The organism is Synechococcus sp. MIT S9503 (assembly GCF_047304175.1).
In the GTDB taxonomy this organism is placed as follows: Bacteria; Cyanobacteriota; Cyanobacteriia; order PCC-6307; family Cyanobiaceae; genus Synechococcus_C.
Window position 1 is genome coordinate 688,230 of record NZ_CP138955.1, and the last position, 23,546, is coordinate 711,775.

Annotated in this window: 23 protein-coding genes; 16 read left to right on the forward strand and 7 right to left on the reverse strand. The window is 56.9% G+C overall.

Going from position 1 to position 23,546, the window contains the following annotated elements; all coding sequences use genetic code 11:
• Positions 1-6: 6 nt before the first annotated feature.
• A complete protein-coding gene (locus SIB56_RS03785) occupies positions 7-228 on the reverse strand; it encodes an Hfq-related RNA-binding protein (RefSeq protein WP_413325563.1) in 222 nt (73 codons plus the stop codon).
• Positions 229-329: 101 nt separating this feature from the next.
• Between SIB56_RS03785 and SIB56_RS03790 the strand changes: the two genes are divergently transcribed.
• The 7 genes from SIB56_RS03790 to dacB all read left to right on the forward strand — a co-directional run bounded on the left by SIB56_RS03790 (position 330) and on the right by dacB (position 5,932).
• Positions 330-560, forward strand: a complete 231-nt coding sequence (locus SIB56_RS03790) for a hypothetical protein (RefSeq protein ID WP_413325565.1) — start codon at positions 330-332, stop codon at positions 558-560.
• 238 nt (positions 561-798) lie between these two features.
• Positions 799-927, forward strand: coding sequence for a hypothetical protein (locus SIB56_RS03795; RefSeq protein WP_413325567.1), 129 nt, complete (start codon positions 799-801; stop codon positions 925-927).
• 165 nt (positions 928-1,092) lie between these two features.
• The gene (dapF, locus tag SIB56_RS03800) at positions 1,093-2,154 is read left to right on the forward strand and encodes a diaminopimelate epimerase (protein ID WP_413325570.1); all 1,062 of its coding nucleotides are present in this window, start codon (positions 1,093-1,095) and stop codon (positions 2,152-2,154) included.
• Between the two features lie 15 nt (positions 2,155-2,169).
• Positions 2,170-3,330: a cysteine desulfurase family protein gene (locus SIB56_RS03805; RefSeq protein ID WP_413325572.1), complete on the forward strand. Its 1,161-nt coding sequence runs from the start codon at positions 2,170-2,172 to the stop codon at positions 3,328-3,330.
• Between the two features lie 46 nt (positions 3,331-3,376).
• Positions 3,377-4,072: a DUF1995 family protein gene (locus SIB56_RS03810; RefSeq protein ID WP_413325574.1), complete on the forward strand. Its 696-nt coding sequence runs from the start codon at positions 3,377-3,379 to the stop codon at positions 4,070-4,072.
• Between the two features lie 46 nt (positions 4,073-4,118).
• Positions 4,119-4,634 carry a DUF4330 domain-containing protein gene (locus tag SIB56_RS03815; RefSeq protein WP_413325576.1) on the forward strand — a complete coding sequence of 172 codons (516 nt, stop codon included), beginning with the start codon at positions 4,119-4,121 and terminating at the stop codon, positions 4,632-4,634.
• Positions 4,631-5,932 carry a D-alanyl-D-alanine carboxypeptidase/D-alanyl-D-alanine-endopeptidase gene (dacB, locus tag SIB56_RS03820; RefSeq protein ID WP_413325578.1) on the forward strand — a complete coding sequence of 434 codons (1,302 nt, stop codon included), beginning with the start codon at positions 4,631-4,633 and terminating at the stop codon, positions 5,930-5,932. The genes SIB56_RS03815 and dacB overlap by 4 nt, the downstream gene beginning before the upstream one ends.
• On the opposite strand, the gene SIB56_RS03825 is transcribed toward dacB, so the two are convergent.
• Both SIB56_RS03825 and coaD read right to left on the reverse strand, forming a co-directional pair.
• Positions 5,877-6,806, reverse strand: a complete 930-nt coding sequence (locus tag SIB56_RS03825) for a hypothetical protein (RefSeq protein WP_413325580.1) — start codon at positions 6,804-6,806, stop codon at positions 5,877-5,879. The genes dacB and SIB56_RS03825 overlap by 56 nt on opposite strands.
• Entirely contained in the window at positions 6,803-7,300 is a 498-nt protein-coding gene (coaD, locus tag SIB56_RS03830) for a pantetheine-phosphate adenylyltransferase (RefSeq protein ID WP_413325582.1), read from the reverse strand. The genes SIB56_RS03825 and coaD overlap by 4 nt, the downstream gene beginning before the upstream one ends.
• Before the next feature lie 62 nt (positions 7,301-7,362).
• Here coaD and uvrC point away from each other — a divergent pair, with 62 nt between their 5' ends.
• From uvrC to SIB56_RS03845, 3 genes are read left to right on the forward strand one after another with little or no spacing between them, the layout of a single operon-like run.
• A complete protein-coding gene (gene uvrC, locus SIB56_RS03835; RefSeq protein WP_413325584.1) occupies positions 7,363-9,321 on the forward strand; it encodes an excinuclease ABC subunit UvrC in 1,959 nt (652 codons plus the stop codon).
• Complete coding sequence (locus SIB56_RS03840) at positions 9,318-9,617, forward strand: hypothetical protein (RefSeq protein ID WP_413325587.1); 300 nt, start codon at positions 9,318-9,320, stop codon at positions 9,615-9,617. Before uvrC ends, SIB56_RS03840 begins: the two co-directional genes overlap by 4 nt.
• 2 nt (positions 9,618-9,619) lie before the next feature.
• The gene (locus tag SIB56_RS03845) at positions 9,620-11,107 is read left to right on the forward strand and encodes a cryptochrome/photolyase family protein (RefSeq protein ID WP_413325589.1); all 1,488 of its coding nucleotides are present in this window, start codon (positions 9,620-9,622) and stop codon (positions 11,105-11,107) included.
• A 34-nt stretch (positions 11,108-11,141) separates the two neighbouring features.
• Here SIB56_RS03845 and hemG read toward each other — a convergent pair whose 3' ends face one another.
• Entirely contained in the window at positions 11,142-11,678 is a 537-nt protein-coding gene (gene hemG / locus SIB56_RS03850; protein WP_413325591.1) for a menaquinone-dependent protoporphyrinogen IX dehydrogenase, read from the reverse strand.
• 317 nt (positions 11,679-11,995) lie between these two features.
• On the opposite strand from hemG, the gene SIB56_RS03855 reads away from it, so the two are divergent.
• Together SIB56_RS03855 and SIB56_RS03860 are read left to right on the forward strand one after the other, a co-directional pair.
• Complete coding sequence (locus SIB56_RS03855; RefSeq protein ID WP_413325593.1) at positions 11,996-12,652, forward strand: PHP domain-containing protein; 657 nt, start codon at positions 11,996-11,998, stop codon at positions 12,650-12,652.
• A gap of 27 nt (positions 12,653-12,679) precedes the next feature.
• A complete protein-coding gene (locus tag SIB56_RS03860) occupies positions 12,680-13,237 on the forward strand; it encodes a hypothetical protein (RefSeq protein WP_413325595.1) in 558 nt (185 codons plus the stop codon).
• Positions 13,238-13,245: 8 nt separating this feature from the next.
• Here SIB56_RS03860 and cobN read toward each other — a convergent pair whose 3' ends face one another.
• Complete coding sequence (cobN, locus tag SIB56_RS03865; RefSeq protein WP_413325597.1) at positions 13,246-17,031, reverse strand: cobaltochelatase subunit CobN; 3,786 nt, start codon at positions 17,029-17,031, stop codon at positions 13,246-13,248.
• Positions 17,032-17,102: 71 nt separating this feature from the next.
• Here cobN and SIB56_RS03870 point away from each other — a divergent pair, with 71 nt between their 5' ends.
• From SIB56_RS03870 to SIB56_RS03880, 3 genes are all read left to right on the forward strand, one after another.
• Complete coding sequence (locus tag SIB56_RS03870) at positions 17,103-18,020, forward strand: branched-chain amino acid transaminase (protein WP_413325600.1); 918 nt, start codon at positions 17,103-17,105, stop codon at positions 18,018-18,020.
• An 84-nt stretch (positions 18,021-18,104) separates the two neighbouring features.
• A complete protein-coding gene (metH, locus tag SIB56_RS03875) occupies positions 18,105-21,728 on the forward strand; it encodes a methionine synthase (protein WP_413325602.1) in 3,624 nt (1,207 codons plus the stop codon).
• A 45-nt stretch (positions 21,729-21,773) separates the two neighbouring features.
• Entirely contained in the window at positions 21,774-22,046 is a 273-nt protein-coding gene (locus SIB56_RS03880; protein ID WP_413327091.1) for a DUF4090 family protein, read from the forward strand.
• 27 nt (positions 22,047-22,073) lie between these two features.
• Here the strand turns inward: SIB56_RS03880 and SIB56_RS03885 are convergent, their stop codons facing one another.
• Complete coding sequence (locus SIB56_RS03885) at positions 22,074-22,304, reverse strand: hypothetical protein (RefSeq protein ID WP_066907493.1); 231 nt, start codon at positions 22,302-22,304, stop codon at positions 22,074-22,076.
• A gap of 111 nt (positions 22,305-22,415) precedes the next feature.
• Here SIB56_RS03885 and SIB56_RS03890 point away from each other — a divergent pair, with 111 nt between their 5' ends.
• Positions 22,416-22,823 (forward strand): DUF2237 family protein, encoded by a 408-nt coding sequence (locus tag SIB56_RS03890; protein WP_413325604.1) that lies wholly within the window; start codon positions 22,416-22,418, stop codon positions 22,821-22,823.
• Here SIB56_RS03890 and SIB56_RS03895 read toward each other — a convergent pair.
• Positions 22,805-23,533: an SDR family NAD(P)-dependent oxidoreductase gene (locus SIB56_RS03895; RefSeq protein WP_413325606.1), complete on the reverse strand. Its 729-nt coding sequence runs from the start codon at positions 23,531-23,533 to the stop codon at positions 22,805-22,807. The two genes, SIB56_RS03890 and SIB56_RS03895, sit on opposite strands and share 19 nt — an antisense overlap.
• Positions 23,534-23,546: the final 13 nt, after the last annotated feature.

Genomic DNA, 23,546 nt, shown 5'->3' on the forward strand with positions numbered 1-23,546 from the left:
TCTTGATCAGATCAGGGGGCGGATGGTGATCACGGCCAGACGATTGATCAACACGGGGTCGTCGCTGTCTTCCCGTTGAAGTGCGAGGTACTGAGGGTCCTGCCATGCAAGACGACCATCCAGTCTGCTGCCGTCGTTCAGCTCGATTCCGAGCACTCGCTGCTCACGAATCCATGACTGGATCAACCGGATACCGGGCAAACTGGGATCAAAGCCCGACGAATCCATGGTGTTGAAGTCAAAAACAGCTTTTCAAAGAACACTCCAGCAAAGACGCCAGGCCTCGTCAATCAGCACATAATCGATTCATCGAAGAAGGCCTGAAATCTTTGAAGCTGAATCCTGAGACAAGAGAGCAATTGCTGATTGCGCTCACCAATGAGTGGGCATCCATGCTGGATCAGTTCGATGAAGGTGATTTCACTCCTGAGGATTTCTATGAAATCCGCAAGACTGATTCAGATTCCGAGTTAATCAGAGAGAGTGGCTGCCAGACAGACGATGAATTGAATGCATTCATCAATGACTGGTTTTACAGTGGATTCTGGACCTCACCATGATCCCGAGGTTGCCTCGGTTCATTGAGTTGAAAACCTTGAAAACCATATATTTATATACTCTAAATCCCGCATAAGTGTTGATCGTTCCAATGGTTCCCTTCAACCAATGCCGAAACCTGGATGAATACCGTCCACCTCTTGCTGCTGAAATCTCACTGATTGATTTCAACGCGCTGGACGATGCATTGAAGTCAATAATTTGATCTATTCTGCGCAGTTATCTGCTTGATCCCCTCTGGTGATTCGTGTTGGCTCGCTACGTTGTCTCCATGCCTTCAGAGTCTCTGTGCTGAATTTTCTGCTTCTTCTGATTCTTCCTCTGGTGGCCATGCTGGGAGGTTGGGCCGTGCTCTCAGCCGCATCCTGAGACGGATTCCACGCCTCACCGTTTCTGTGAGTTGATCACGTCTTCGGAAGTGATGCCCAACTCATCTGGCTCTGACGGGTGTCTACAGGGTGCCTGTGCGGGTTCGGGTTTGAAAAATCGGTCTTCGAAATCCTGTAATGTGTTGGTATCACTAGGTTGTAAGCAATGCTGACGTTCAGCAAATATCAGGGGTTGGGTAACGATTTCATCCTGATGGAAGGTCGTTCCGGGCAATTGTCTGAAGAAATTCAGTCTCCGGATCCGAGCTGGGTGCAACGCCTCTGCGACAGGCGCTTCGGGATCGGCGCTGATGGCTTGATCCTGGCTCTGCCATCCGAGGGAGATGCTGAACTGCGCATGCGTATTTTCAACGCCGATGGATCAGAAGCCGAGATGTGCGGCAACGGAATCCGCTGTCTTGCCCGCTTTCTTGCTGACAGTGATGGTGATGGCCCTGGCCGGAGATGGACCATCGAAACCCCTGCCGGTCTGATTGTTCCGGAACTTCAGAGTGATGGGCAGATCCGTGTTGACATGGGAGCTCCATTCCTCGAGCCTTCTGCCGTCCCGACCACGCTTGCAACCGACGCGAGCGGACTGCCTGTCGGAGAAGTCGACCTTGATGGCGTGACACTCACCCTTGCAGCAGTGGGAATGGGCAACCCCCATGGAGTTGTACCCGTTGATGATCTGAGCACCATCCCCTTTGAACGCTGGGGAGAAGACTTGGAGCATCATCCGATTTTTCCTGCCAGGGCCAACGTGCACTTTCTGAAGGTGCACGGACGATCCCATCTTGAAATCAGGGTCTGGGAGCGCGGTGCCGGTCCAACCCTTGCCTGTGGAACCGGTGCCTGCGCCACTCTCGTGGCAGCCGTTCTTCTTGGTCTCAGCGATCGCCAGGCCACGGTCCAACTGCCTGGAGGCCCTCTTCAGATCAGCTGGGAGAAGCCCGGCGCCTCAGTGTTCATGACCGGGCCCGCTGTCGCGGTTTTCGATGGTGTTCTGAATCCGGATCTCGTTCCGATCCAGCAGGCTGCGTCTAATCCGCCACCCACGCAAGAGCCAGTGGAGACTGCAACGGCTGATGCCTGCTCCGAGGAGGAAGCGCAATCGAGGGTCCAGGCTTTTCTGGCTTCAACGTCGCTCGATTCAATGATCAACATCGCCACGGAATCTCTTGAGGAGCGAACCCTTTCGCGTCTCCAGCGCGATGTTCAACCGTGAGACAGGCCTGATCCAGTGATCTATCTCGATGCCTGCGCCACCGCTCCTCTGAGGCCAGGAGTGCTTCAGCGCATGGTCGAGATCCAGGATCAGGCCTGGGCCAATCCATCAAGTCTTCATGGTTTCGGGCTAAGGGCGTCTGAGGCGCTCGAAAGATCCCGCGCTCAGATTGCCGACAAGCTCAACGCCGACTTCCGGGATGTGGTGTTCACTTCCGGTGCAACCGAGTCGGTTCATCTCGCCCTGCACGGGCTGGCTGGGTTGCAGTCTCCAGGCCGTCTGGTGATTTCTTCGGTGGAGCATCCCGCTGTGTCGGGGGCAGCCCATCAGCTTTTCAGGAACGGCTGGGAGGTCGTGGAATGGCCGGTCGATCAGCTGGGGAGGATTCGTCTCGAACGCCTGGATGAACTGTTGTCGCCACCCACCCGGATCTTGTCCCTGGTGTGGGGTCAGGGTGAAATCGGCACAATCCAACCTCTGCTCAGTGTTGCGGAAGCCTGCAGGCGAAGAGGCATTCTCATTCACACGGATGCCTCGCAGGTGCTCAGTCAGGGGCTTCCCAACTGGAGTCAACTGCCTGTTGACCTCATGAGTGCATCGGCCCACAAGTGCGGAGGCCCGCGGGGGATCGGCCTGCTGTTGGTCAGGGAATCGCTTCGCTGCGAACTGAAACCACTGTTGTCAGGCGGTGGCCAGGAAGCAGGACTGCGAAGTGGAACCGAATCCGTTGTTCTTGCTGCAGGGATGGCTGCTGCGCTCGCTCAGATCGAACGCTGCGATCCAGATCAGCTCGCCGTCGCAGGCAATGGGATCGCCGAGCTCCGCAATGCACTGCGCGACCGACTGCTAACGGATGAACGCCTGGTGGTCTGCGGTGATCCAGATCAACGTCTTCCCCATCATCTTTCGCTGCTTGTCAGTGATCACAACGGTCAGCCTGTTTCGGGGCGTCAGCTCGTTCGAAGTCTTGATGCGCAAGGTCTCGCGGTCAGCAGCGGCAGTGCCTGTTCGTCTGGAAAGGACAGCGATAGTTCCGTTCTGACCGCAATGGGTCTTCCACAGACGATGCGTCGATCCGGTGTGAGGTTGAGCCTTGGACCGTGGATCAGCGCAGGTGATCTCGATGGGATCACTGAACGGTTCTTCCATGGCCTCGAGGTTGAGAACAACAGTTGATGCGATAGCGGCGGTACGCTCCGCACGACAGGTCTGAACGAAGCCATTGAGCGCCGTCCTCCCCGCTGACTTATCCCAGGCAGAAGAGCGGACCTTCGCCGCACTGAATGAGGTGCTTGGCATCAAACGGCGCGGCCGCTGGCAGGTCACCTGGAAGTTCGAGGGACTGCGCCTACTCGGTCCTTCACTGAGGCTCACCCAGGCATTGAAAGACAGCGGTCGGAGTCTTCTGCTGGCCTGGCCGGATGCAGGTGCTGCAGCCCTGGCCAAGCGTGACGGACCTGAGCTTGCTGACTGTTGCGTTGATCTCAATCAGCTGCAGCGCGATCCCGCCTGGGCCGGGCGCGGTGATCTGCTGTTGATCGTCGGGGCTCAGCCAAGTGATTACGAAACCGTTGAGGCTATCTGCAGCCAGTGGTTTGAGCCGGTGGTTCTGCTGAACAGCCGTCTCGAGGATGCCGCCGTGGGGATCGGCAGTGTTGCCAGGTCGAGGCGCAAAGGATTCATGTCCACCTGGCAATCGGCTTTTCATCTTGAACCATTTCTGCAAGGGGCCTTGATGCAGGAACATCAAAAGCAGTGGGAGCTGTTTCGACTTGATCCGGATGGTTATCGCTGGGTCCGGCAGTTCGAGGCCCGCCCGGATCAGGAGCAGATTGATGAGGCTCTGGCCGGTTCAGGCGATGGACTGCAGCAGACCCTTGGAGCGATGGATCGTTTTATCGATGACCTGCGTGGTTGATACCCAGGCCCATCACTTTTAGTGTTGCTGTCTCAATTCCACAGCCATGCCCTTCTCTGATCGTCTCCGATCGCTGTCCATCATTGATGCAGCAGCTCTGGTGGTTGCGCTTGTGGCCGTGGGAGGCGTGTTGTGGAGTCCGAAGCTCAGCAACACGGTCGCCAGAGCCACAGGGTCGATCAAACCTGTTGAAGTCACTGTGGATGTTCGCAACACCAGTTCGGCCGATCCCGATGGTTTGATTGCCGATGCTCTCGAATCCGGTCGCACCACACTGGTGGTCCGCAACCAGCCAGCTGGCAGTGCCGAGTTGATCAGAGTGGATGACATCAGGCGCAAGCTGACTTCTGTGCTGCCCGACGGCAGCGTGGTCACAGCAGATGACCCAAACAGAACCATCCAGGGCATGCTGGATTCCCGTTTCGTTCTGAGAGGTGATGCCAATGTCACCTCCAGCGGTGTTGTGATGGCCGGCACCAAACTCAAAGTGGGCACTCCCGTGGAGCTTGAGGGCCGTTTCTACCGGGTCAATGGAATTGTGAGTGGAGTCACCCTGCAATGAACAAGAGCTTGCTCTCCTTTGGACTGCTGCTGTCGCCCCTGAGCATGCCTGTCGCGGCAAGTCAGGCAGTGCCACTGATCATCCCGCCGCCGCCGCAGACCGAGCAGCCGTTGCCACAGCTGCAGCCAGCTCGCTTCTGTCCTGCTCTTGAGCAGGCGCTCAGATCCAATGTGGGAGGTGAAGCGAAGGTCTGGTCCGTCACCGTTCTGAACAGTGATGGTGATGTTCTTGGTGATGTGAACGGATCGGTTCCGAGAATTCCCGCCTCGAATCAGAAGCTGATCAGCACGGCCTATGCCCTGGATCGTCTTGGACCCGATTTCCGCCTGAAAACCCGTCTGATTCAGAACCCTGACGGTTCCCTCGAACTGAACGGCGAGGGAGATCCAGATCTGGGGATTGCGGGCCTTCAGCGATTCGTGCTTGCTGCACTTCGTCAGGGCGGGAGTCGGGGTGATTCCGTTGACACTGTGCAGCTGATGGTTCGAGAAGAGCCCCGCAGCAACTGGTGGCCCAGTGACTGGCACCCCGCAGATCGTGGCTTTGCCTATGGAGCTCCCATCACCCGTCTGGCGCTCACCAGTAACGCCGTCGGGGGTGCCGTCAGTGATCCGTATTCACGTCTGCAGCGCCTGTTCGAGAAGGAAGCACAACGTCGCGGCGGAACCGTTCGGATCCAGAGGGGTCAGCCGCTGATCACAAGGTCAAACGACGAGCAGCAGGAACCACTTGTGCTGCATGAAGAGACATCGGCCCCCATGCACGCGCTGCTCAGTCTCGCCAACACGGAAAGCCACAATTTCACGGCGGAAGTTCTCATGCGTCAGGCTTCAGGCCTGTGGGACGTCAGAGCAGCCTCGCGAGCGACCGAGCGCTGGATGTTCGAACAGGGGTTGCCGATCTCAGGACTGCGTGTGGCTGACGGCAGTGGACTGTCCAGAAACAACAGGGTCACGAGCAAAACGATCGCCGCCCTGCTCATGCGTATGGATCAGCACCCTTTCTCTTCCTACTACCAGGCTTCAATGGCCATCGCCGGCCGGAGAGGAACACTGCGCAACCTCTATCGGGGAACCGTTCTCGATGGACGATTCCGAGGTAAAACGGGAACCATCAGGGGAGTGCGAAGCATCTCCGGATATCTTCAGACCGCTGACGGACCCAGGTACGTCAGCATGATTTCCAACGGATCAGCCAGGCCCAACACTGTGATGGGCCAGATCCTGCGATCCGTTCAGCGCTTCAGCCCATGCCCCTCATCTGCCGTACCCTTGATGCGGCACGCCGCGCCCGGCTGATGGGAACGGTCTTGCCCTCCTTTGACTCGATCTCTGCCGGCTCTTTGCGGCCCGTCTGAATCTTCACCAGCTCCTGGCGTCCTGCCAGAACAACCTGAGCCATCTCCTTCAGCCTTTGCTCGAGCTCTCCAAGGGTCTGTTCGGCATAACGGTTCGCACCGTCCTGAACGTTGCCAGCCTCCTGGCGGCTTCGCTGAATCAACGCCTCACACTGTTGCTGCGTCTGTTGACGGAACTGCAGTGCATCTTGGTGCAGTCGCTCCGCTTCAGCCTGGGCTTCCTTCTGCAACCGAAGGCCTTCAACACGGATCTGTTCGAGTTCCTGGAGTGATTGCTGCCGATTGCGTTCGTGTTGTTCGGTCAGCTGCCGCTTAAGTTCACTGGCCTCCTGATCGAGCTGTTGCCGGCGTTGCATCGCCTCCTGCTCAAGCTGCTGGCGACGGGTCGCGAACTGCTGTTCAAGTTGGGCGTGTTTTGTCTGCATGTCCTGCTCCATCTGCGCGGACTGCTGACGAACTCCCAGCAGCATCTGTTCACATTGCTGACGGACCTGCTCCCGCATCTCGTTGACCTGACGTTCGGCTTCCTGGCGGATGGAGGCCTGGGCAAGGAGCTGCTCGCGCTGCTGCTGGGCTTTGTTGACGATTTCGTCGGCCTGAGTGCGGGCTGTGGAGATGAACTCGTCCCGCTTCTGCAGCAACTGGTCAGCCTGCTCGACCTGAGCGGGCATCGCTTCTCGAACAGCGTCCAGCAATTCGACGGCGTCCTGCTCATTCACGAGCCTGCCGCCGCTGAAGGGGATGCGACTTCCCTCCAGAACGATTTCCTCGAGCTGGTCGAGCTGGTCGAGTACGGAGAACCGGATCTCGCTCATCGCGGCGGGTGGTGGAAAGCCGAATTAAAGAACCTCATGAGGTCCTCCGCCACCACCGTGGGGACCATGTGATCCACGGATCCACCGAATCGGGCGACTTCCTTGACCACCGAACTGCTGAGAAAGCTGTAGTGAGCTGAGGTACTGAGAAACACCGTTTCAAAGTCCGGATCAAGAGACCGGTTCGTATGCGCGATCTGAAGCTCGTATTCGAAGTCGCTCATCGCCCGCAGACCACGCAGAATCAGCCTTGCTCCGTGAGACCTGGCGCATTCAACGGTGAGGCCGTCAAAGCTGCTCACAGACACATTGCTCAGATGGGCTGTGGAAACGCGTATCTGATGAAGTCGTTCGTCCAGGGAGAAGACCGGAGACTTGCCCGGGTTCTGAAGCACCGCCACCACAAGTTCCTCCACCAGAGACGAGCCACGCTCGATCAGATCAAGATGACCGAGGGTCAGAGGATCGAAGCTGCCTGGATAGAGCGCTTTCATCGCGACATCCTCAGGGGAATGTGGCCGGATCCTATGCACACCGGCATCACTAGATTCTCGGCATGCCCACACTGCTCGAGCAACCGGATCGCCTGGAACGTCGACTTAAGGACATTCCGACGGAACCGGGCTGCTATCTGATGCGCGATGCCGAGGATCGCCTGCTTTACGTGGGTAAATCCAAGAGCCTGCGGAGCAGGGTGCGCAGTTATTTCCGCAGCCGTCACGATCTCAGCCCGCGGATCCGCCTGATGGTGCGTCAGATCTGCGAGATCGAGTTCATCGTCACCGACAGCGAAGCGGAGGCTCTTGCTCTTGAGTCGAATCTGATCAAGAACCAGCAGCCGCATTTCAATGTGCTGCTGAAGGATGACAAGAAATATCCCTATCTCTGCATCACCTGGAGCGAGCCTTATCCAAGGATCTTCATCACCCGTCGTCGACGATTCCGCAGTCCGTTGGATCGTTTCTACGGCCCTTATGTCGATGTCGGTCTGCTCAGGAGAACACTCTTTCTCGTCAAGCGAGTATTCCCGCTCAGGCAGCGCCCCAGGCCGCTTCATCAGGACCGCACCTGCTTGAACTTCAGCATCGGACGCTGCCCGGGAGTCTGTCAGGAACAGATCAGCTCAGAGGATTACCACCGCACCCTGCGCAAGGTGGCGATGGTGTTTCAGGGGCGCAGTGATGAGCTCCAGACCCTCCTCCATCAGCAGATGGAGCGTTACGCGGAGCGTCTGGATTTTGAAGCAGCCGCCCGGGTGCGTGATCAGCTCAAGGGCCTGGACCAGCTCACGGCTGATCAGAAGATGAGCCTGCCCGATTCCTCAGTCAGCAGGGATGTGATTGCCATGGCTGCCAATGATCGGTTGGCAGCTGTGCAGCTGTTTCAGATGCGGGCCGGAAAACTTGTCGGTCGACTCGGATATATGGCTGACGCCTGCAATCAGGAGCCGGGTCAGATTCTTCAGCGCGTGATCGAAGAGCACTACAGCCAGGTGGATTCTGTCGAGATTCCGCCGGAGCTCCTGGTTCAGCATCCCCTTCTTCAACAGCCGCTGCTCGAGGAGTGGCTGACGGAACAGCGCGAACGCAGAGTTCAGATTCACTGCCCGAAACAGCGTCAGAAAGCGGATCTGATTGAACTGGTTCAGCGCAATGCCGACTACGAACTTCAGCGCGCCAAACAGGGGCAGGAGCAACAGGCTCTGGCGACCGAGGATCTGGCACAGCTTCTCGACCTTGCCTCGCCGCCGAGACGGATTGAGGGCTATGACATCAGTCACATTCAGGGCAGCGATGCCGTTGCATCCCAGGTGGTGTTCATCGATGGTCTTCCGGCCAAACAGCACTACCGCAAATACAAGATCCGCAGCAGCAGTATCAGAGCCGGACACAGCGACGACTTCATGGCGATGGCTGAAATCATGCGCCGCCGCTTTCGACGCTGGGCACGTGCCAAGGCTGAGGGTGTTGATGTCGGGGCACTGCGTCACAGGGGAGGTAGCGCCCTGCAGACCGATGGTCTCAATGACTGGCCGGATGTGGTGATGATCGATGGCGGTAAGGGACAGCTCTCAGCGGTGATGGAAGCCCTCAGGGAACTTGACCTTCAGGAGGATCTCAATGTCTGTTCACTTGCGAAGCAACGTGAGGAGATTTTTTTGCCAGGAGAACGTCATCCGCTTGAGAGCGACCCCGATCAACTGGGCGTGGCGTTGCTGCGTCGCCTGCGTGATGAGGCCCATCGCTTCGCTGTGAGTTTTCACCGTCAGCAGCGCGGTGAGCGGATGAAACGTTCGCGTCTGTCGGATATTCCAGGAGTCGGGCCAAAGCGCGTGAAGGATCTGCTTGCTCATTTCCATTCCATTGATGCCATTCAGCTCGCATCCGTGGAGACCCTTGCCCAGGCACCCGGTGTCGGACTGGCTCTGGCGCGTGATATTCATCGCTTCTTTCACCCTGATCTGGAAGCAGAGCAGGATGGGCAGAGTCAGGAACCGGGCTCTCCGTCGCCATGATCCGCGCTCTCAAGCTGGCTGCCGTGGCGATTGGTCTTGTCTTTGGTCTGCTGTTTCCTGGAGCGGTTTACGCTTCACCGGGCCTCTGCACAGGTCCTGTCTGTGCCGACGACATCACCCGCAGTGCCAAGTACCACTGGCAGCTCGTGCTGAAACTCAACGATCAGCTTGGCCATCGTGAAAAGGTCGTGATGAACTGCAAGGCAGGGCAGCTAAGTCCTATGACAGGTCCGGTGGACAGGGCATACGCCACGTCAATCGGTCGTCGTGCCTGTCGTCTTGCTGGGGAGGGCTGAGATTGGACATCACCGTCGTCTTTCCCCATCAGCTGTTTGCAGACCATCCCTGTCTGCAGTCAGGCAGGCCTGTCGTTCTGATCGAGGATCCGCTGTTCTTCGGCACCGATCCCGAGTGGCCGATACACGTGCATCGTCAGCGCCTGTTGCTGCATCGTTCCTCCATGACTGTTTACGCAGAAACGCTGCGCATCAAGGGCTTCAAGGTTCTGGAGCAACGCCATCACCAGGCTCGAGATACATACGGGCATCTTCAGGTCCTCCACACACTTGGCTACAGGCATTTCCATCTGGCGGATCCCGTTGACGATCTTCTGAGCAAACGGCTTCAGCGTTTCGTTGAGCGCAACGGCTGCAGGCTTGAAATCACCGACACGCCGATGCTGCTGACACCGGATTCAGTGGTCAGCGACCACTTCGCCTCTGGACGTAAGCCATTCATGGCCAAGTTCTATGAGATGCAGCGCCGAAGGCTCAATGTTCTTCTTGACGCTCAGGGAGACCCGGTCGGAGGTCGCTGGAGTTTTGATGCGGACAATCGCAAGAAGCTTCCGAAGGGAATCACTGTTCCTGAGGAACCGATGGCAATCTCCATGGCTGTGGTGAATCAGGCACGCCAGGACCTCGAGCAGGAGAAGCTGCCGTTGATCGGTGAGTGGAAGTTGTTTGCCTATCCGGTTGATCACAATTCAGCGGATCGTTGGCTTCAGGATTTTCTCGACCGGAGATTCCGCGACTTCGGTGCCTATGAGGATGCCATCAGCACCCAGCACCGGGTGATGTGGCACAGCGTGCTGACGCCCATGCTCAACTGCGGGCTGTTGACACCTCAACAGGTTCTTGATCGGACTCTTGAAAGAGCCGAAGAGGGAGATGTGCCGCTCAATTCACTCGAAGGATTCATCCGGCAGATCATTGGCTGGCGGGAGTTCATGGCAGCGATGTACAAGCGCCATGGGGTGGAAATGCGCAACGGCAATTTCTGGGGGTTTGATGACAGGCCAATCCCCGAAGCCTTCTATCGAGGCACAACCGGTCTTCCTCCGATCGATGACGCCATCCACCATGCATTGGAGACAGGGTATTGCCATCACATTGAACGGTTGATGTTGCTGGGTAATGTGATGTTGCTCTGCGGTTTTCACCCCAATCGCGTCTATCTCTGGTTCATGGAGCTGTTTGTGGATGCCTACGACTGGGTCATGGTTCCCAATGTTTACGGCATGAGTCAGTTCGCTGATGGCGGCCTGTTCACCACCAAGCCCTACCTTTCTGGTTCAAACTATGTTCGCAAGATGTCTGACTATCGCAAAGGCGAATGGTGTGATATCTGGGATGGATTGTTCTGGACTTTCATCAAGCAACACGAAGACTTTTTTCGGGGCCAGTATCGGCTTGCAATGATGGCGAGAAATCTGGATCGCATGGATATTGATGTTCTGGAAAAGCATCAGAACAATGCGGATCGGTTCATGGCTTCAATTCAATGATCTTTCTTTTTTACTATGCAGGCTACGACGCACATTAAAGATTTCTGATCGATTCAACCATTTCGTCAACTTTGCTCCAGTTGGTAAAATCATGAACTTTTGATAGATCCTTGGGTCCGTTGGTGATCGCCATGATCAGAAGAATGGCCAACCGGTTCGGGCAGTTCAGACTCGGATAATCAAGCCGCCCTGCAAAAACAGACTTAAGATTAGGCTCCCAATCGACTTTTTTCAAAAATTTAACGATATACGGGTTGGTCTCGGGAGATGCTTTTTCAGGCTTTCTGGCTGTCAGGTTGAGTGAAAAGAAAGCCGTTTTTTTCTTGAGCAATGCGTCTTTATGTTCTCTTACAAACTCGTAGACATTTTTTCTATGGAATCCATACCTGACGCTCGCACCAAGAAGAACTTCATCAAAGTCATTGAGTTCCTGTACAGAATCATCGTCGAGGGAGGCAATTGTAATTTCTTTGGAATTTTTCAGCTTCTCCTGGGCGTATTCGCAAATATGCTTTGCATGTCCATCAACGGTGGAGTAGAGGATTAATAGCCTAGATTTTTTCTCGGACACGCTGAATCAGGAAGATTGATTCAGATTATACAATTGCAAGATGACCAAAGCTGGATACTTCAATAACTGTAAAGGATATTGGTCTGTCTGGTATTAGCCCAAGCCAGATGCGTCGACGATCGTGTTTCAATCAAGTCGCTGATTGCTTCGATTGATAAAATTTTATTTCCTGAATATTCTGCTGTAGAGTTTGCGTTTCAGGCTGATATTGATCCCGCATTAAGTATTGATTGGTCGTCCATTCGCTTGTCCTGGTGATAAAATAAATCTTCTAAGATTGATTTGTGCTGTGAGGCGTCGAACGAGAGCCCGATTCTGTGCCTGTTGATTCGCATCCCCTTAGGCCGATCCTCAAGGAGATCGGTCCAGACAGCTGCCCTGATGTCTGCAATTTTCACTGTCATACCCAGTGCAGCGATGGGAGCCTTCAGCCACTGGCGCTGATTGAACAGGCGACTGCACGTGGCCTCGTCCACCTTGCCGTGACGGATCACCATTCCAGCGCGGCTTACCAGCCCATGCTGAACTGGCTCGATCAACGCCGTGATCTCGGTGAAAAGGTGCCGACATTGTGGAGCGGCATGGAAATCAGTGCGATCCTGCGCGGCTGTCTTGTGCATGTGCTGGCCCTCGGCTTTCAACCCGGGCACAGCGCTCTGGCGATTTACAACCGCGGAGATGCGGCGGTGGGGGAGGCTCTGAGAGCCGAAAGTGTGTGTCGGGCGATTCATGCAGCCGGGGGCCTGGCAATTCTCGCCCACCCAGCGCGATACCGGGTTGGGTTCGCAGATCTGATCGATGCTGCCGCCGAGCTGGGCTTTGATGGTGGTGAAGCCTGGTACGACTACGACATGCAACCTCGCTGGAGCTGGTCTCCCGTTGTCTGTGAAGCCATCGATCGTCGCTTGAAGAACCTTGGCCTTTTACGAACGTGTGGAACAGACAGTCATGGGTTGGACCTGGAAGGTCGCTAAGTTCAATCAACTTCCCTGTTTTCGGGTATGGGCCTCTTCGATCGACTGCTGAATTCCGGTTCGGATCAAAACGAGCCTCAAAAGGGTCCTAAAGAGAAGAAGCCCAAACAGGAAGCTTTCTTCCTCGACAGCGACAGCGCATCGACATTCGGCAACCGCGACTACATGCTCGAGTCGAAGAAAATTCGGCACACTTTTCCTGGAACCCTCGACAGTCCCGGGGTGAAGGAGATGATCACGGAGGTTGATGCTCTCGATTCGAAAATCGACAAGCTCGACGAGGGCCTGGGAGACAAGGTTGTCAAAAAGGAGGTCGTCAGTGTCAATTCCGGAGTCCCCAAGGCCGTTAAAAAGACTTTCGCCGAAACCATGTCCCAGTCGGAACTGGACGAGCGGCTCAAGGGAAACGCCCTGAAGCAGGCTGGTGTGAACACCCCAGCTGCACCTGATTCAGCACCCGTGGCCCGAAAACAGGAGCTCAAGCCCAAGGAGGAGAAGCAGGTTGCTTCATCCGGCTCTCAGAAGAGCGATAAACCGGGCTCAATCGATCCCTTCCTCTCCATGGTGCGTGATCTGAACAAATAGCTGCTGCATCAACCGTTGAATCCACTGTTGTATCCACCGTGCTCAACGGCGTGCTCGGAATCGAGCAAGACCCTTTTAATGGCATCGAGGAGTGCCTGATCCGCCTCCTGCCAGAGCCCTCTGTTGGCTGCTTCAAGACAGCGCTCAGCCATATCCCGCATGACCCAGGGGTTGCGCTCCAGCAGGAAGTCGCGCACGTCCTCCGTCAGCAACCAGCGCTCAGCGATGCGGCTGTAACACCAGTCAGGAACGATCCCTGTGCTGGCGTCATAAGCGAACAGATAATCGAGGCTCGCGCCCATCTCAAAGGCGCCCTTGTATCCGTGCTGTTTCATCCCATCAATCCATCTGGGATTGAGCAGTCGACTCCTCACCACCTTGTCGATCTCGCGGCCCAGGTGATGAATCCGCACTCGCTCACGGCGTGAATGGTCAGCAAATAACAGTTTCGGGTCTCTGCCGCTGACGGTTTTCACAGCTGCAGCAAGGCCTCCGTGAAACTGGTAGTAGTCATCTGAATCCAGCAGGTCATGTTCCCTGTTGTCCTGGTTGTGCAGGACAACCTGAACATCCCGGAGAGCCTGTTCAAGGCCTGTCCTGTCGCTTTGGGCTGTCGTGTTCGCGTCATATCGCCACGAACTCCAGGCCAGGTAAGCCTCTGCCAGATCTTGTTGCTGATCCCACTGACCGGAGTCAATCAGTGCCTGTAAGCCTGCTCCGTAGGAACCCGGCGCGGATCCGAACAAACGTGCCTGGGCACCTTCTCTGCGGGTCAGAGCCGCAAGAGGGTTATCGCTGTCTGTCTCATCCAGTCGCGCAACCATCTTCAGGGCCTGATCAACCCAGGCGATCAGCTGAGGGAAGGCATCCCTGAACAACCCCGACATGCGCAACGTGACATCCACGCGCGGTCGCTCCAGCAGTGTGAGAGGAATCAGCTCAAGGTCCACCATTCGTCGTGTCGGGCCATCCCAGACGGGCCTGACACCGAGCAGGGCAAACATCTGGGCGATCTCTTCGCCGCCGTTGCGCATGGTGGCTGTTCCCCAGACGGACAGGGCAAGGTGTCTCAGAGGTTCTCCCTCCTCGAGTTCGTACAGTTCAAGCAGCTGTTCCGCGCTGCGGCGTCCAAGATCCCAGGCGGCCTCGGTCGGCAGGCCACGCAGATCCACGGAATAGAAGTTGCGTCCCGTGGGAAGAACGTCATCCCTGCCCCTGGTGGGAGCGCCTGAGGGTCCACTGGCGATGCGACGACCTGCCGCCGCCGCCAGAACGCCAAGATGTTCCTGGTCTGCAGAGTCTCTGAGCCGAGGCCAGAGATCAGCCTTGATGAACTGGAGTGGACCGGGCAGCGTCTCTGCATCCAGAGACTTTTGAAAGCATTCAACCAGCGCAGAGCCCTCGCCTTGTCTGTCTGATCTGTCAGACCCAATGAGTTGCAGCAGAAGCGTTCCGGCCTGATCCTCAATCCAGTCGACCGCATCGCCGAGACGCCTTGGCCGGTGGCAACCCAGTCTTTCCAGAATGGATCGGTCCCCATCGGACAACAGTTCTCCCTCCTCGTCCTTCCAGGGATCGCAATCAAGTTGCAGCATGCTTCCCATCCACTGCGTCAGCCCCGGTCGATCCGCAGCCGGTGAACGGGCGATTGACAGCAGGAGCTCTGTCATCTGTTTCGGTCGTGGCTGTTCACCGAGCCGATGCAGTCCTGTGCGGATCTGCGCTTCCTTGAGCTCACACAGGTAGGTCTCGACGCCTTCCAGCAGATCGCCGATTGCTCCGGCAGAGATCTGATCCGCTGACGGCTTCCCGATGGATGGCCAGTTCAGGTCGTTGAGCAGTTTCAACAACTGTCGCTCGATCTGCTCACATCGCGAAGCTCCCAGTTGCCGGGCTTCGATGTATTCATCCAGAAGTGATTCCAGTGAGAGCATGTCCCCATGCAGTCCCGCCCGACCGAGCGGAGGCGTGAGATGGTCGAGGATCACTGCATGCCCGCGACGTTTGGCCTGGGATCCCTCCCCGGGATCGTTGACGATGAACGGATACAGATGGGGAACGGCCCCCAGCGCCAGACCGGGCGCGCAGGAAGCACTGAGGCCGACCGATTTGCCAGGCAGCCACTCCGCGCTGCCGTGCTTGCCGACATGAATCATCAGCTGACAACGCTGAACCTGCCGCAACCAGAGGTACTGGGCTAGGTAACGATGCGGAGGAGGAAGATCGGGTGAATGAAGATCGCTGAGCTGATCAGCGTCGTAGCCACGACTGGGCTGAACCAGCACCACCACACGTCCGAACTGCAAACCGTGGATCGCGAAGCCGAGCGGTTCCAGATCCATTGCCTTCTCCGGTTCACCCCAGCGTTTTCGGATCGATTCCCGAGCTGACTCCGGAAGTGATCTCCACCAGATCAGGTACTGGGCCAGAGGCAGATGCGTGAGCGCTGGTCGGTGGTGACTCTCCGGATCATTCGTTCTCTTGGCGAGCAACGCCTTCATTAGGGCATCAGCAGTTTCCGGCAGAGGCATGGCCCCCAGGTCGAATCCATCGTCACGAAGCCAGCGCAGGATGTTCAGACAGCTGGCAGGTGTGTCCAGGCCCACGCCGTTGGCCAGTCGACCATTCCTGAGCGGGTAGTTCGCCAGCACTAGTGCCACTGAACGCTGCGATGCCTCGGTTGCCCGCAACTGAATCCAGGCACTCACATGCTCAGCGATCCAGTTCAGGCCGCTCTGATCAGGCTCCAGTCGCTTGACTGCTGTACAGAGATGCTGATCAGCATGCTCGACTTCGCGAAATGCACCGATGCGTGTCGTGATGCGACCATCCAGTTCCGGCAGAACAACCTGAAGGGACAGATCGATGGGATCCAGTCCCTGGAACGATTCCTGCCAGCGTTCCCGAGAGCGTCCGGAGCTCAGCATCTGCAGAACGGGCAGATCAAGGTCATCCCATAGCGGTGCTCCCAGACCTGCCTCTGAGAACTGAACAGACGCGAAGGACGTGGAGGTGATCACCAGCTCCACATGCTGTTGTCGGCAGAGGTCTTTCACCGCACTCTGAACTGCGAGATCACGAAGGCTGCTGACCCAAAGCGCTCTCGGAACCAGTCCATGGCTTCGAAGGGTCTCGAGCAGAACATCGCACCAATGCACATCCGCTGATTGACGATGGGCGCGGTAGAGGAGCACACCGACCCTTGGACCGGACTCCACCCTCCAGTCGTAGGGGTCGGGATCGGGGCAGGCTGTGGGAGTCAGCGACGGTGGAGCGGTGACCGGATCCGTCAGCGGATCACTGGCGAGAATCCACCGCAGCCCCGTAAGCCAGTGCCGCAGGTTGTCGGCTCCTCCCTCGCGCAGCAGAACCGCCATGGCATCGCAAAACGTCTGCTGCTGACTGCTGAGCGGATGCAGTTCCCGATCCTGATCTGGTGTACCGGCCAGGATGAGGAGCTGCCTGCCCGGCTTTTGCGACTGCCAGAGACCACATTGTTCGAGCCCATACGACCAGTGACCACGACCGCCGAGCAGTCGGATAACAATCAGCTGTGTGTCATCTGTACAGACCGACAGATAGTGATCGATCTGGGCCGGATGGCCAATCGCCTCAAGAGGGAGAGCACGGATGCGGTCCTGCCAGAACGCTTGCTCGTCCGAGTCGAGGACCCTGGCCAGCGCCGAGATGTCTGAACTGGCACTGGTCAGAAACAGCACCGATGCGCTGGGTTGCTCCACGAAGGAGATCGGCCCGTCGGTGTCGGCCCCTGGCAGGCTGCTTAGGCGATGCATGACTCCATTCTCCAGAGGGGAGACGATCCGGAACTGACGGGTGAGAAGATCTGGTCAACGGACCCTCAGCGATGCATCAGTTCCTTCCCTATGCCTGGTTCCAGGGACGCTGCGTTCCTTTTGAGGAGGCCAAGGTGTCGGTGGCGACCCATGCGTTGCATTACGGAACCGGTGCCTTCGGTGGGATGCGGGCCATCCCCGATCCCAACAAGCCTGGCGGCATGTTGCTGTTTCGGGCTGAACGCCACGCCAGACGCCTTTCCCAGAGTGCTCATCTGTTGATGGCCGATCTCGCTGAGGACACCGTGATGGAGGCGCTGAAGGCCGTGCTGCATGCGAACAACCCCAGAACCCCGATCTATCTGAGACCCTTCGTATACACGAGTGATCTTGGAATCGCACCAAGGTTGCACAACATCGAAACCGATTTTCTGATCTACGGCCTGGAACTGGGTGATTACCTTTCCCCGGATGGGGTGAGTTGTCGAATCAGCAGCTGGACGCGCCAAGAGGATCGCTCTCTCCCACTGCGCGGCAAGATCAGCGGTGCTTACATTACCAGCTCGCTGGCGAAGTCGGAGGCCGTTGCCAGCGGCTTTGATGAAGCATTGCTGATGAACACCCGTGGCAAGGTCAGTGAGGCCAGCGGCATGAATCTGTTCATCGTCCGTGACGGCAGGTTGATCACACCAGGCGTCGATCAGGACATCCTCGAGGGAATCACACGGGCCAGCGTGATCGAACTGGCAAGGGACATGGGTATCGAGGTGATCGAACGTCCTGTCGACAAGACCGAACTGTTCATCGCTGATGAGGTGTTCCTGACTGGAACAGCAGCAAAGATCACGCCGATCCGACAACTGGAATCAACGACCCTTTCACAACGTCGGCCGCTGATGGAGGCACTGCGAACCAAGCTCGTTGCGATCACGGAGGGACGTGATCAGGACTACGCCCACTGGGTCACGCGTATTGAACTGGAGAGCTGATCCACTTCATCTCAGATGTTCTGCATTCAGCGGCCGGAATTAGAGCGCAGCGGTTCTTAGGATGGATTGATCGACCCAGTGGTGATGCAGGCAGTTCAGACGGAATCCATCACTGAAACCTCCCGTTTTCTGAAACGTCTCCACGATCCAAGCAGGCCTGTTCTGGTGTTTGACGGTGCCACCGGTACATCTCTGCAGCAGATGGATCTGTCTGCCGATGATTTCGGTGGTGAAGTCCTCGAAGGCTGCAACGAAAACCTTGTGGTCACCCGTCCCGATGCTGTGCAGGCGGTGCATCGCCAGTTCCTTGAAGCTGGATGCGATGTGATCGAGACGGACACATTCGGTGCCGCGTCTGTCGTGCTTGCGGAATACGGGCTGGAAGAACAGGCCTTCGTTCTCAACAAGCGAGCAGCCGAACTGGCTCGTGAGATGGCTGATGAATACAGCACCGCTGAGAAACCCAGGTTTGTGGCCGGTTCCATGGGCCCGACCACAAAGCTGCCCACCCTGGGCCACATTGACTTCGACACGCTGCGCACCTCCTTCCGCGATCAGGCCGCAGGTCTGGTTGCCGGGAATGTGGATCTCTTCATCATCGAGACCTGCCAGGACGTGCTGCAGATCAAGGCTGCACTTCAAGGAGTGGAGGATGCCTTCGAAGCCTGCGGCGAGAGACGTCCACTGATGGTCTCCGTGACGATGGAGACCACGGGAACCATGTTGGTGGGTTCGGACATCGCAGCTGTGGTCTCGATACTCGAGCCGTTCCCGATCGATGTGCTCGGTCTGAACTGTGCCACCGGTCCGGAACAGATGAAGGAGCACATCAAGTATCTGGCCGAATACTCGCCTTTTGTGGTGAGCTGCATTCCCAACGCCGGTCTTCCGGAGAACATTGGCGGTGTTGCCCATTACCGGCTCACACCCCTCGAGCTGAAGATGCAGCTCATGCACTTCGTTGAAGACCTCGGTGTTCAGGTCATCGGTGGATGCTGCGGCACCACACCGGCTCACATCCAAGCGCTCTCAGAGATCTCCGATGAACTGAAACCGGCTGTGCGTGACGTTCGAACGCATCATCTGGAACGCCAACAGCTGGGCTATGAACCGGCCGCATCATCCCTCTATGGAGCCACTCCTTATTTTCAGGACAATTCGTTCCTGATCATCGGTGAACGACTGAATGCGAGCGGCTCAAAAAAGGTCCGCGAACTTCTCAATGAAGAAGACTGGGATGGACTTGTCGGTCTGGCGCGCGGTCAGGTCAAAGAAAACGCCCATGTTCTCGATGTGAATGTCGATTATGTGGGTCGTGATGGCGAGAAGGATATGCACGAGTTGGTGACCCGTGTGGTGACCAATGTGAACCTGCCCTTGATGCTTGATTCAACGGAGTGGCAGAAAATGGAGGCCGGTCTGAAAGTGGCCGGCGGCAAATGCATCCTCAACTCCACCAACTATGAGGATGGTGATGAGCGCTTTTTCAAGGTGCTGGAACTGGCTCGTCGCTATGGCGCAGGAGTTGTGATCGGCACCATTGACGAGGAGGGCATGGCGCGAACGGCTGAGAAGAAGGTTGCCATTGCCAAACGCGCCTACAGAGATGCTGTTGAGTTTGGTATTCCAGCCAGGGAGATCTTTTATGACCCTCTCGCACTGCCGATTTCAACGGGCATCGAGGAAGACCGTCGCAATGGGATTGAGACAATCGAAGCGATTCGACGAATCCGCAGCGAGCTGCCCGGAGTGCACGTGGTGCTTGGCGTGTCGAATGTCAGTTTCGGTTTATCACCTGCCGCCAGGATCACTCTCAACTCCGTTTTCCTCCACGACTGTTGCGAAGCAGGAATGGATGCGGCGATTGTCTCTCCGGCGAAGATCCTGCCTCTGATCAAGATTGAGAAGGACCATCAACAGGTTTGTCGCGATCTGATCAGTGATTCCCGTCGTTTTGATGGGGATGTCTGCATCTATGACCCGCTCACCGAGCTCACCACACTGTTCGAGGGTGTCAGTACCAAGGAGGCCCGCTCATCGGGTCCCTCCCTTGCCGATCTTCCTGTGGAGGAACGCCTCAAACAGCACATCATCGATGGTGAGCGAATCGGGCTTGAAGAAGCTCTCAATCAAGGTCTTGAGAATTACCAACCCCTCGAGATCGTCAACACCTTCCTGCTCGATGGAATGAAGGTTGTCGGAGAATTGTTCGGCTCCGGTCAGATGCAACTTCCTTTTGTGTTGCAATCAGCGGAAACGATGAAAGCAGCCGTCGCTTTTCTCGAGCCCCATATGGAAAAAAGTGGAGGTGAACGATCAGCAAAAGCGAAATTCCTGATTGCAACTGTAAAAGGTGATGTTCATGACATCGGCAAGAACCTTGTAGACATCATTCTCACCAATAACGGTTATCAGGTGATCAACCTGGGAATCAAACAGGACGTGGGAGCAATCATCGCTGCACAACAGGAACATCAGGCTGATTGCATCGCAATGAGTGGACTTCTTGTGAAATCCACAGCATTCATGAAAGACAATCTTGCTGCTTTCAATGAAGCCGGGATCAACGTCCCGGTTGTACTCGGTGGAGCTGCACTGACTCCCAGATTCGTCAATAAAGACTGCAGCGAGGTTTACAACGGCAAGGTTCTTTACGGAAGGGATGCTTTCACTGATCTCCGCTTTATGGATGCCTTCGTTGAGGCACGCAAGTCTGATGCGTGGGACAACGAGCAGGGTTTCCTCAACGGCACTCCGGAAGGATTGTCCCTCGGCGGTGAATCGGGATCCCAGTCCGATTCCGGCGGTGAAGAATCGAAGCCGAGCGATGCCGTCAAACAGACCAAGGCGGTTGCCCTGCCGGTCAGCCTCGACCGTTCAGAAGCTGTTCCTGAGGAGGAGGCTGTGACGCCATCCTTCCTAGGCGCCAAGGTGCTGCAGGGAGAAGCTGACATTCCGCTATCGGAGGTGATGGATTACCTCGATCGTCAAGCCCTGTTTGCCGGCCAGTGGCAGATGCGAAAGGCCAAGGGACAGTCACGGGATGATTACGAAGCTGATCTAGAGGCCAAAGCCGAGCCAGTCCTGCAGTCCTGGCTGCAGCGTTCTATCGATGAACAGCTGCTCCAGCCTGCGGTTGCCTATGGCTATTACCCCTGCGGACGTGAAGGCAACGATGTCGTTGTTTTCGACCCGGATGGATCCGCTGAACTTGGCCGTTTCTCACTGCCTCGCCAGCGCGGTGGAAACCGCTACTGCATCGCCGACTTCTACAGGGATCTCAGCGGCAAGGAGCCAAGCGATGTGCTGCCCATGCAGGCCGTCACCATGGGCGAGCAGGCTTCCCTGTTCGCCCAGCAGCTTTTCGAGGCCGATGCCTACAGCGACTATCTGTTCTTCCACGGATTGGCCGTGCAGATGGCCGAGGCCCTTGCGGAATGGACCCATGCCCGGGTGAGACGTGAGTGCGGATTTGCTGATGCCCCTGACATGCCTTTGCGGGATGTGCTGGCACAGCGTTACCGGGGAAGTCGTTACTCGTTCGGCTATCCAGCCTGTCCAAATGTCGGAGACTCACGCCAGCAGCTGCTCTGGCTGGGCGCCGATCGTGTCGGCCTGAGCATGGATGAAGGTGACCAGCTACACCCTGAACAAAGCACGACAGCTCTGGTGGCTCTGCACAGCAAAGCCCGTTATTTCAGCGCCTGAGCCTGTTGGTTGCTGCAGACTGCGTGGATCGTTCATCGCATCACCATGGATCTCAGCGGGCCAGGCGCCATCGATCAGGCAATCAATGCGGGAATTGATCTCGACGGATCCCCCTTACCTGAGGCGATGCAGAAGCTTTACAGGGAAGTCATGGATCTCGAAGGCCAGCGCAAACGCAGCGGAGTGCGCAAATCCATGCGCAACCGCGTTGTGAGAACTGGGGCGAAACATTTCGATCAGGACACGCTCAATCAACGCCTGATCGATGCTGGCTGGGAGGGGCTGAAGACCAAGGAGATCAACTTTTTCTACGGATGAACCTGGCCGCTGATCGAGCTCTGCCGATCATTCCTGGCAGAGCTTCTCCATCGTGTCGATCACTTCCTGCTGAAACTCCTCAAGAGCGCTCGATTCACTGAGGTCGATGCCCTCTCCTGCGGCATTCTGAGACAGGTCCTGGAAGTGGAACGCTCCCTCACCATTGGCAAGAAACTCAATCGCCGATGATTCGCCGCTTTCGCGGAAGGCGTCGCAGAGTGCGAGGAACGCTGCGTCTTCAGTGAACTCCCAATCCATCGAGGAGGCATAACTGATTGACCTTTAACGCCTCGCCCCCGGGATCCGTCAACCACCTTGTCGCGCAATGTGCCACTCCTTCGGCAGACTCCTCGCGTATTCCATGGCGCAATGAGCTCTGAACCATCGCCCGTAAACGCAGGCCAGGCGGTTGATCTGAACGTTCTCGGCAAGCCGCTTGAGGTCTGCAGCTGTCAGCCGATGACCGGATGGTTCCGTGATGGATACTGTCGAACCGACGTTGGAGATCTCGGTCGTCACAGTGTCTGCTGTGTGATGACGGAAAGCTTTCTGAGTTACAGCAGGGCTCAGGGCAATGATCTGAGCACTCCGATGCCCGCCTACGGCTTTCCGGGTCTTCAACCCGGGGATCACTGGTGCGTCTGTGCGCCTCGCTGGAAAGAGGCTCATGAGGATGGGATGGCTCCGCCAGTCCTGCTGGAATCCACCGAATGCAGCACGACTGACATCATTCCGCTGGAAACCCTTCGGGAGCACGCCTACCAGGGAATCTCCTGACCATCCCAGGCGAGAAATCGTCCGCTGTCGGTTGGTGTCTGTTCCAGCAGGACATCCAGGAGATGCCCTGCTGCCCTTTCAGGGCTGAACAGCTTCTCTTTGGGTACAAAGCTCTGGAAAGGTTTCGACAGGGCCGTGTCGGTTGTTCCAGGGTGCAGAAGGGTCACCGTGGCCAGGGGCAGTCGCCGGCCCCATTCGAGACTCAGACCGCGGAGCATCATGTTCTGAGCCGCCTTGGCAGCTCGGTAGGCGTACCAGCCACCACTGCGGTTGTCGCCGATGCTGCCGACCCTGGCGCTCAAGCTGGCGAAATGAAAGGGCCTGTCGCGAGTCAGGACCGGTTCCACCGACTTTGCCAGCAGCAGAGGACCGGCCGCGTTGATTGCAAATGAATCAATCAGCGCTGACTGCTCAACGTGCTGCAGTCGCTTTTCAGGCTGATACAGAGGACTGTGCAGTCGGCCCGTGGCATTGATGACAATCCGCAGGGGATGGTTGTCAGCAGAAAGCTGGGCCGTCAGTTCCGCCAGGCTTGATGAGCTCTCGAGATCCAGGTTCCATTCCTCCGCAGTCAGCGGATGTCGGGTTGCGAGAGTCACCAGCAGTGTCGGATGCCTCTGTGAGAGCTCGGCCTGAAGTGCGCGGCCGATGCCACCACCTCCGACCACGAGGGCGCGTCCCTGCCAGCCATCCGTGCACATTTCAGGCATGATTCCAGCGCCG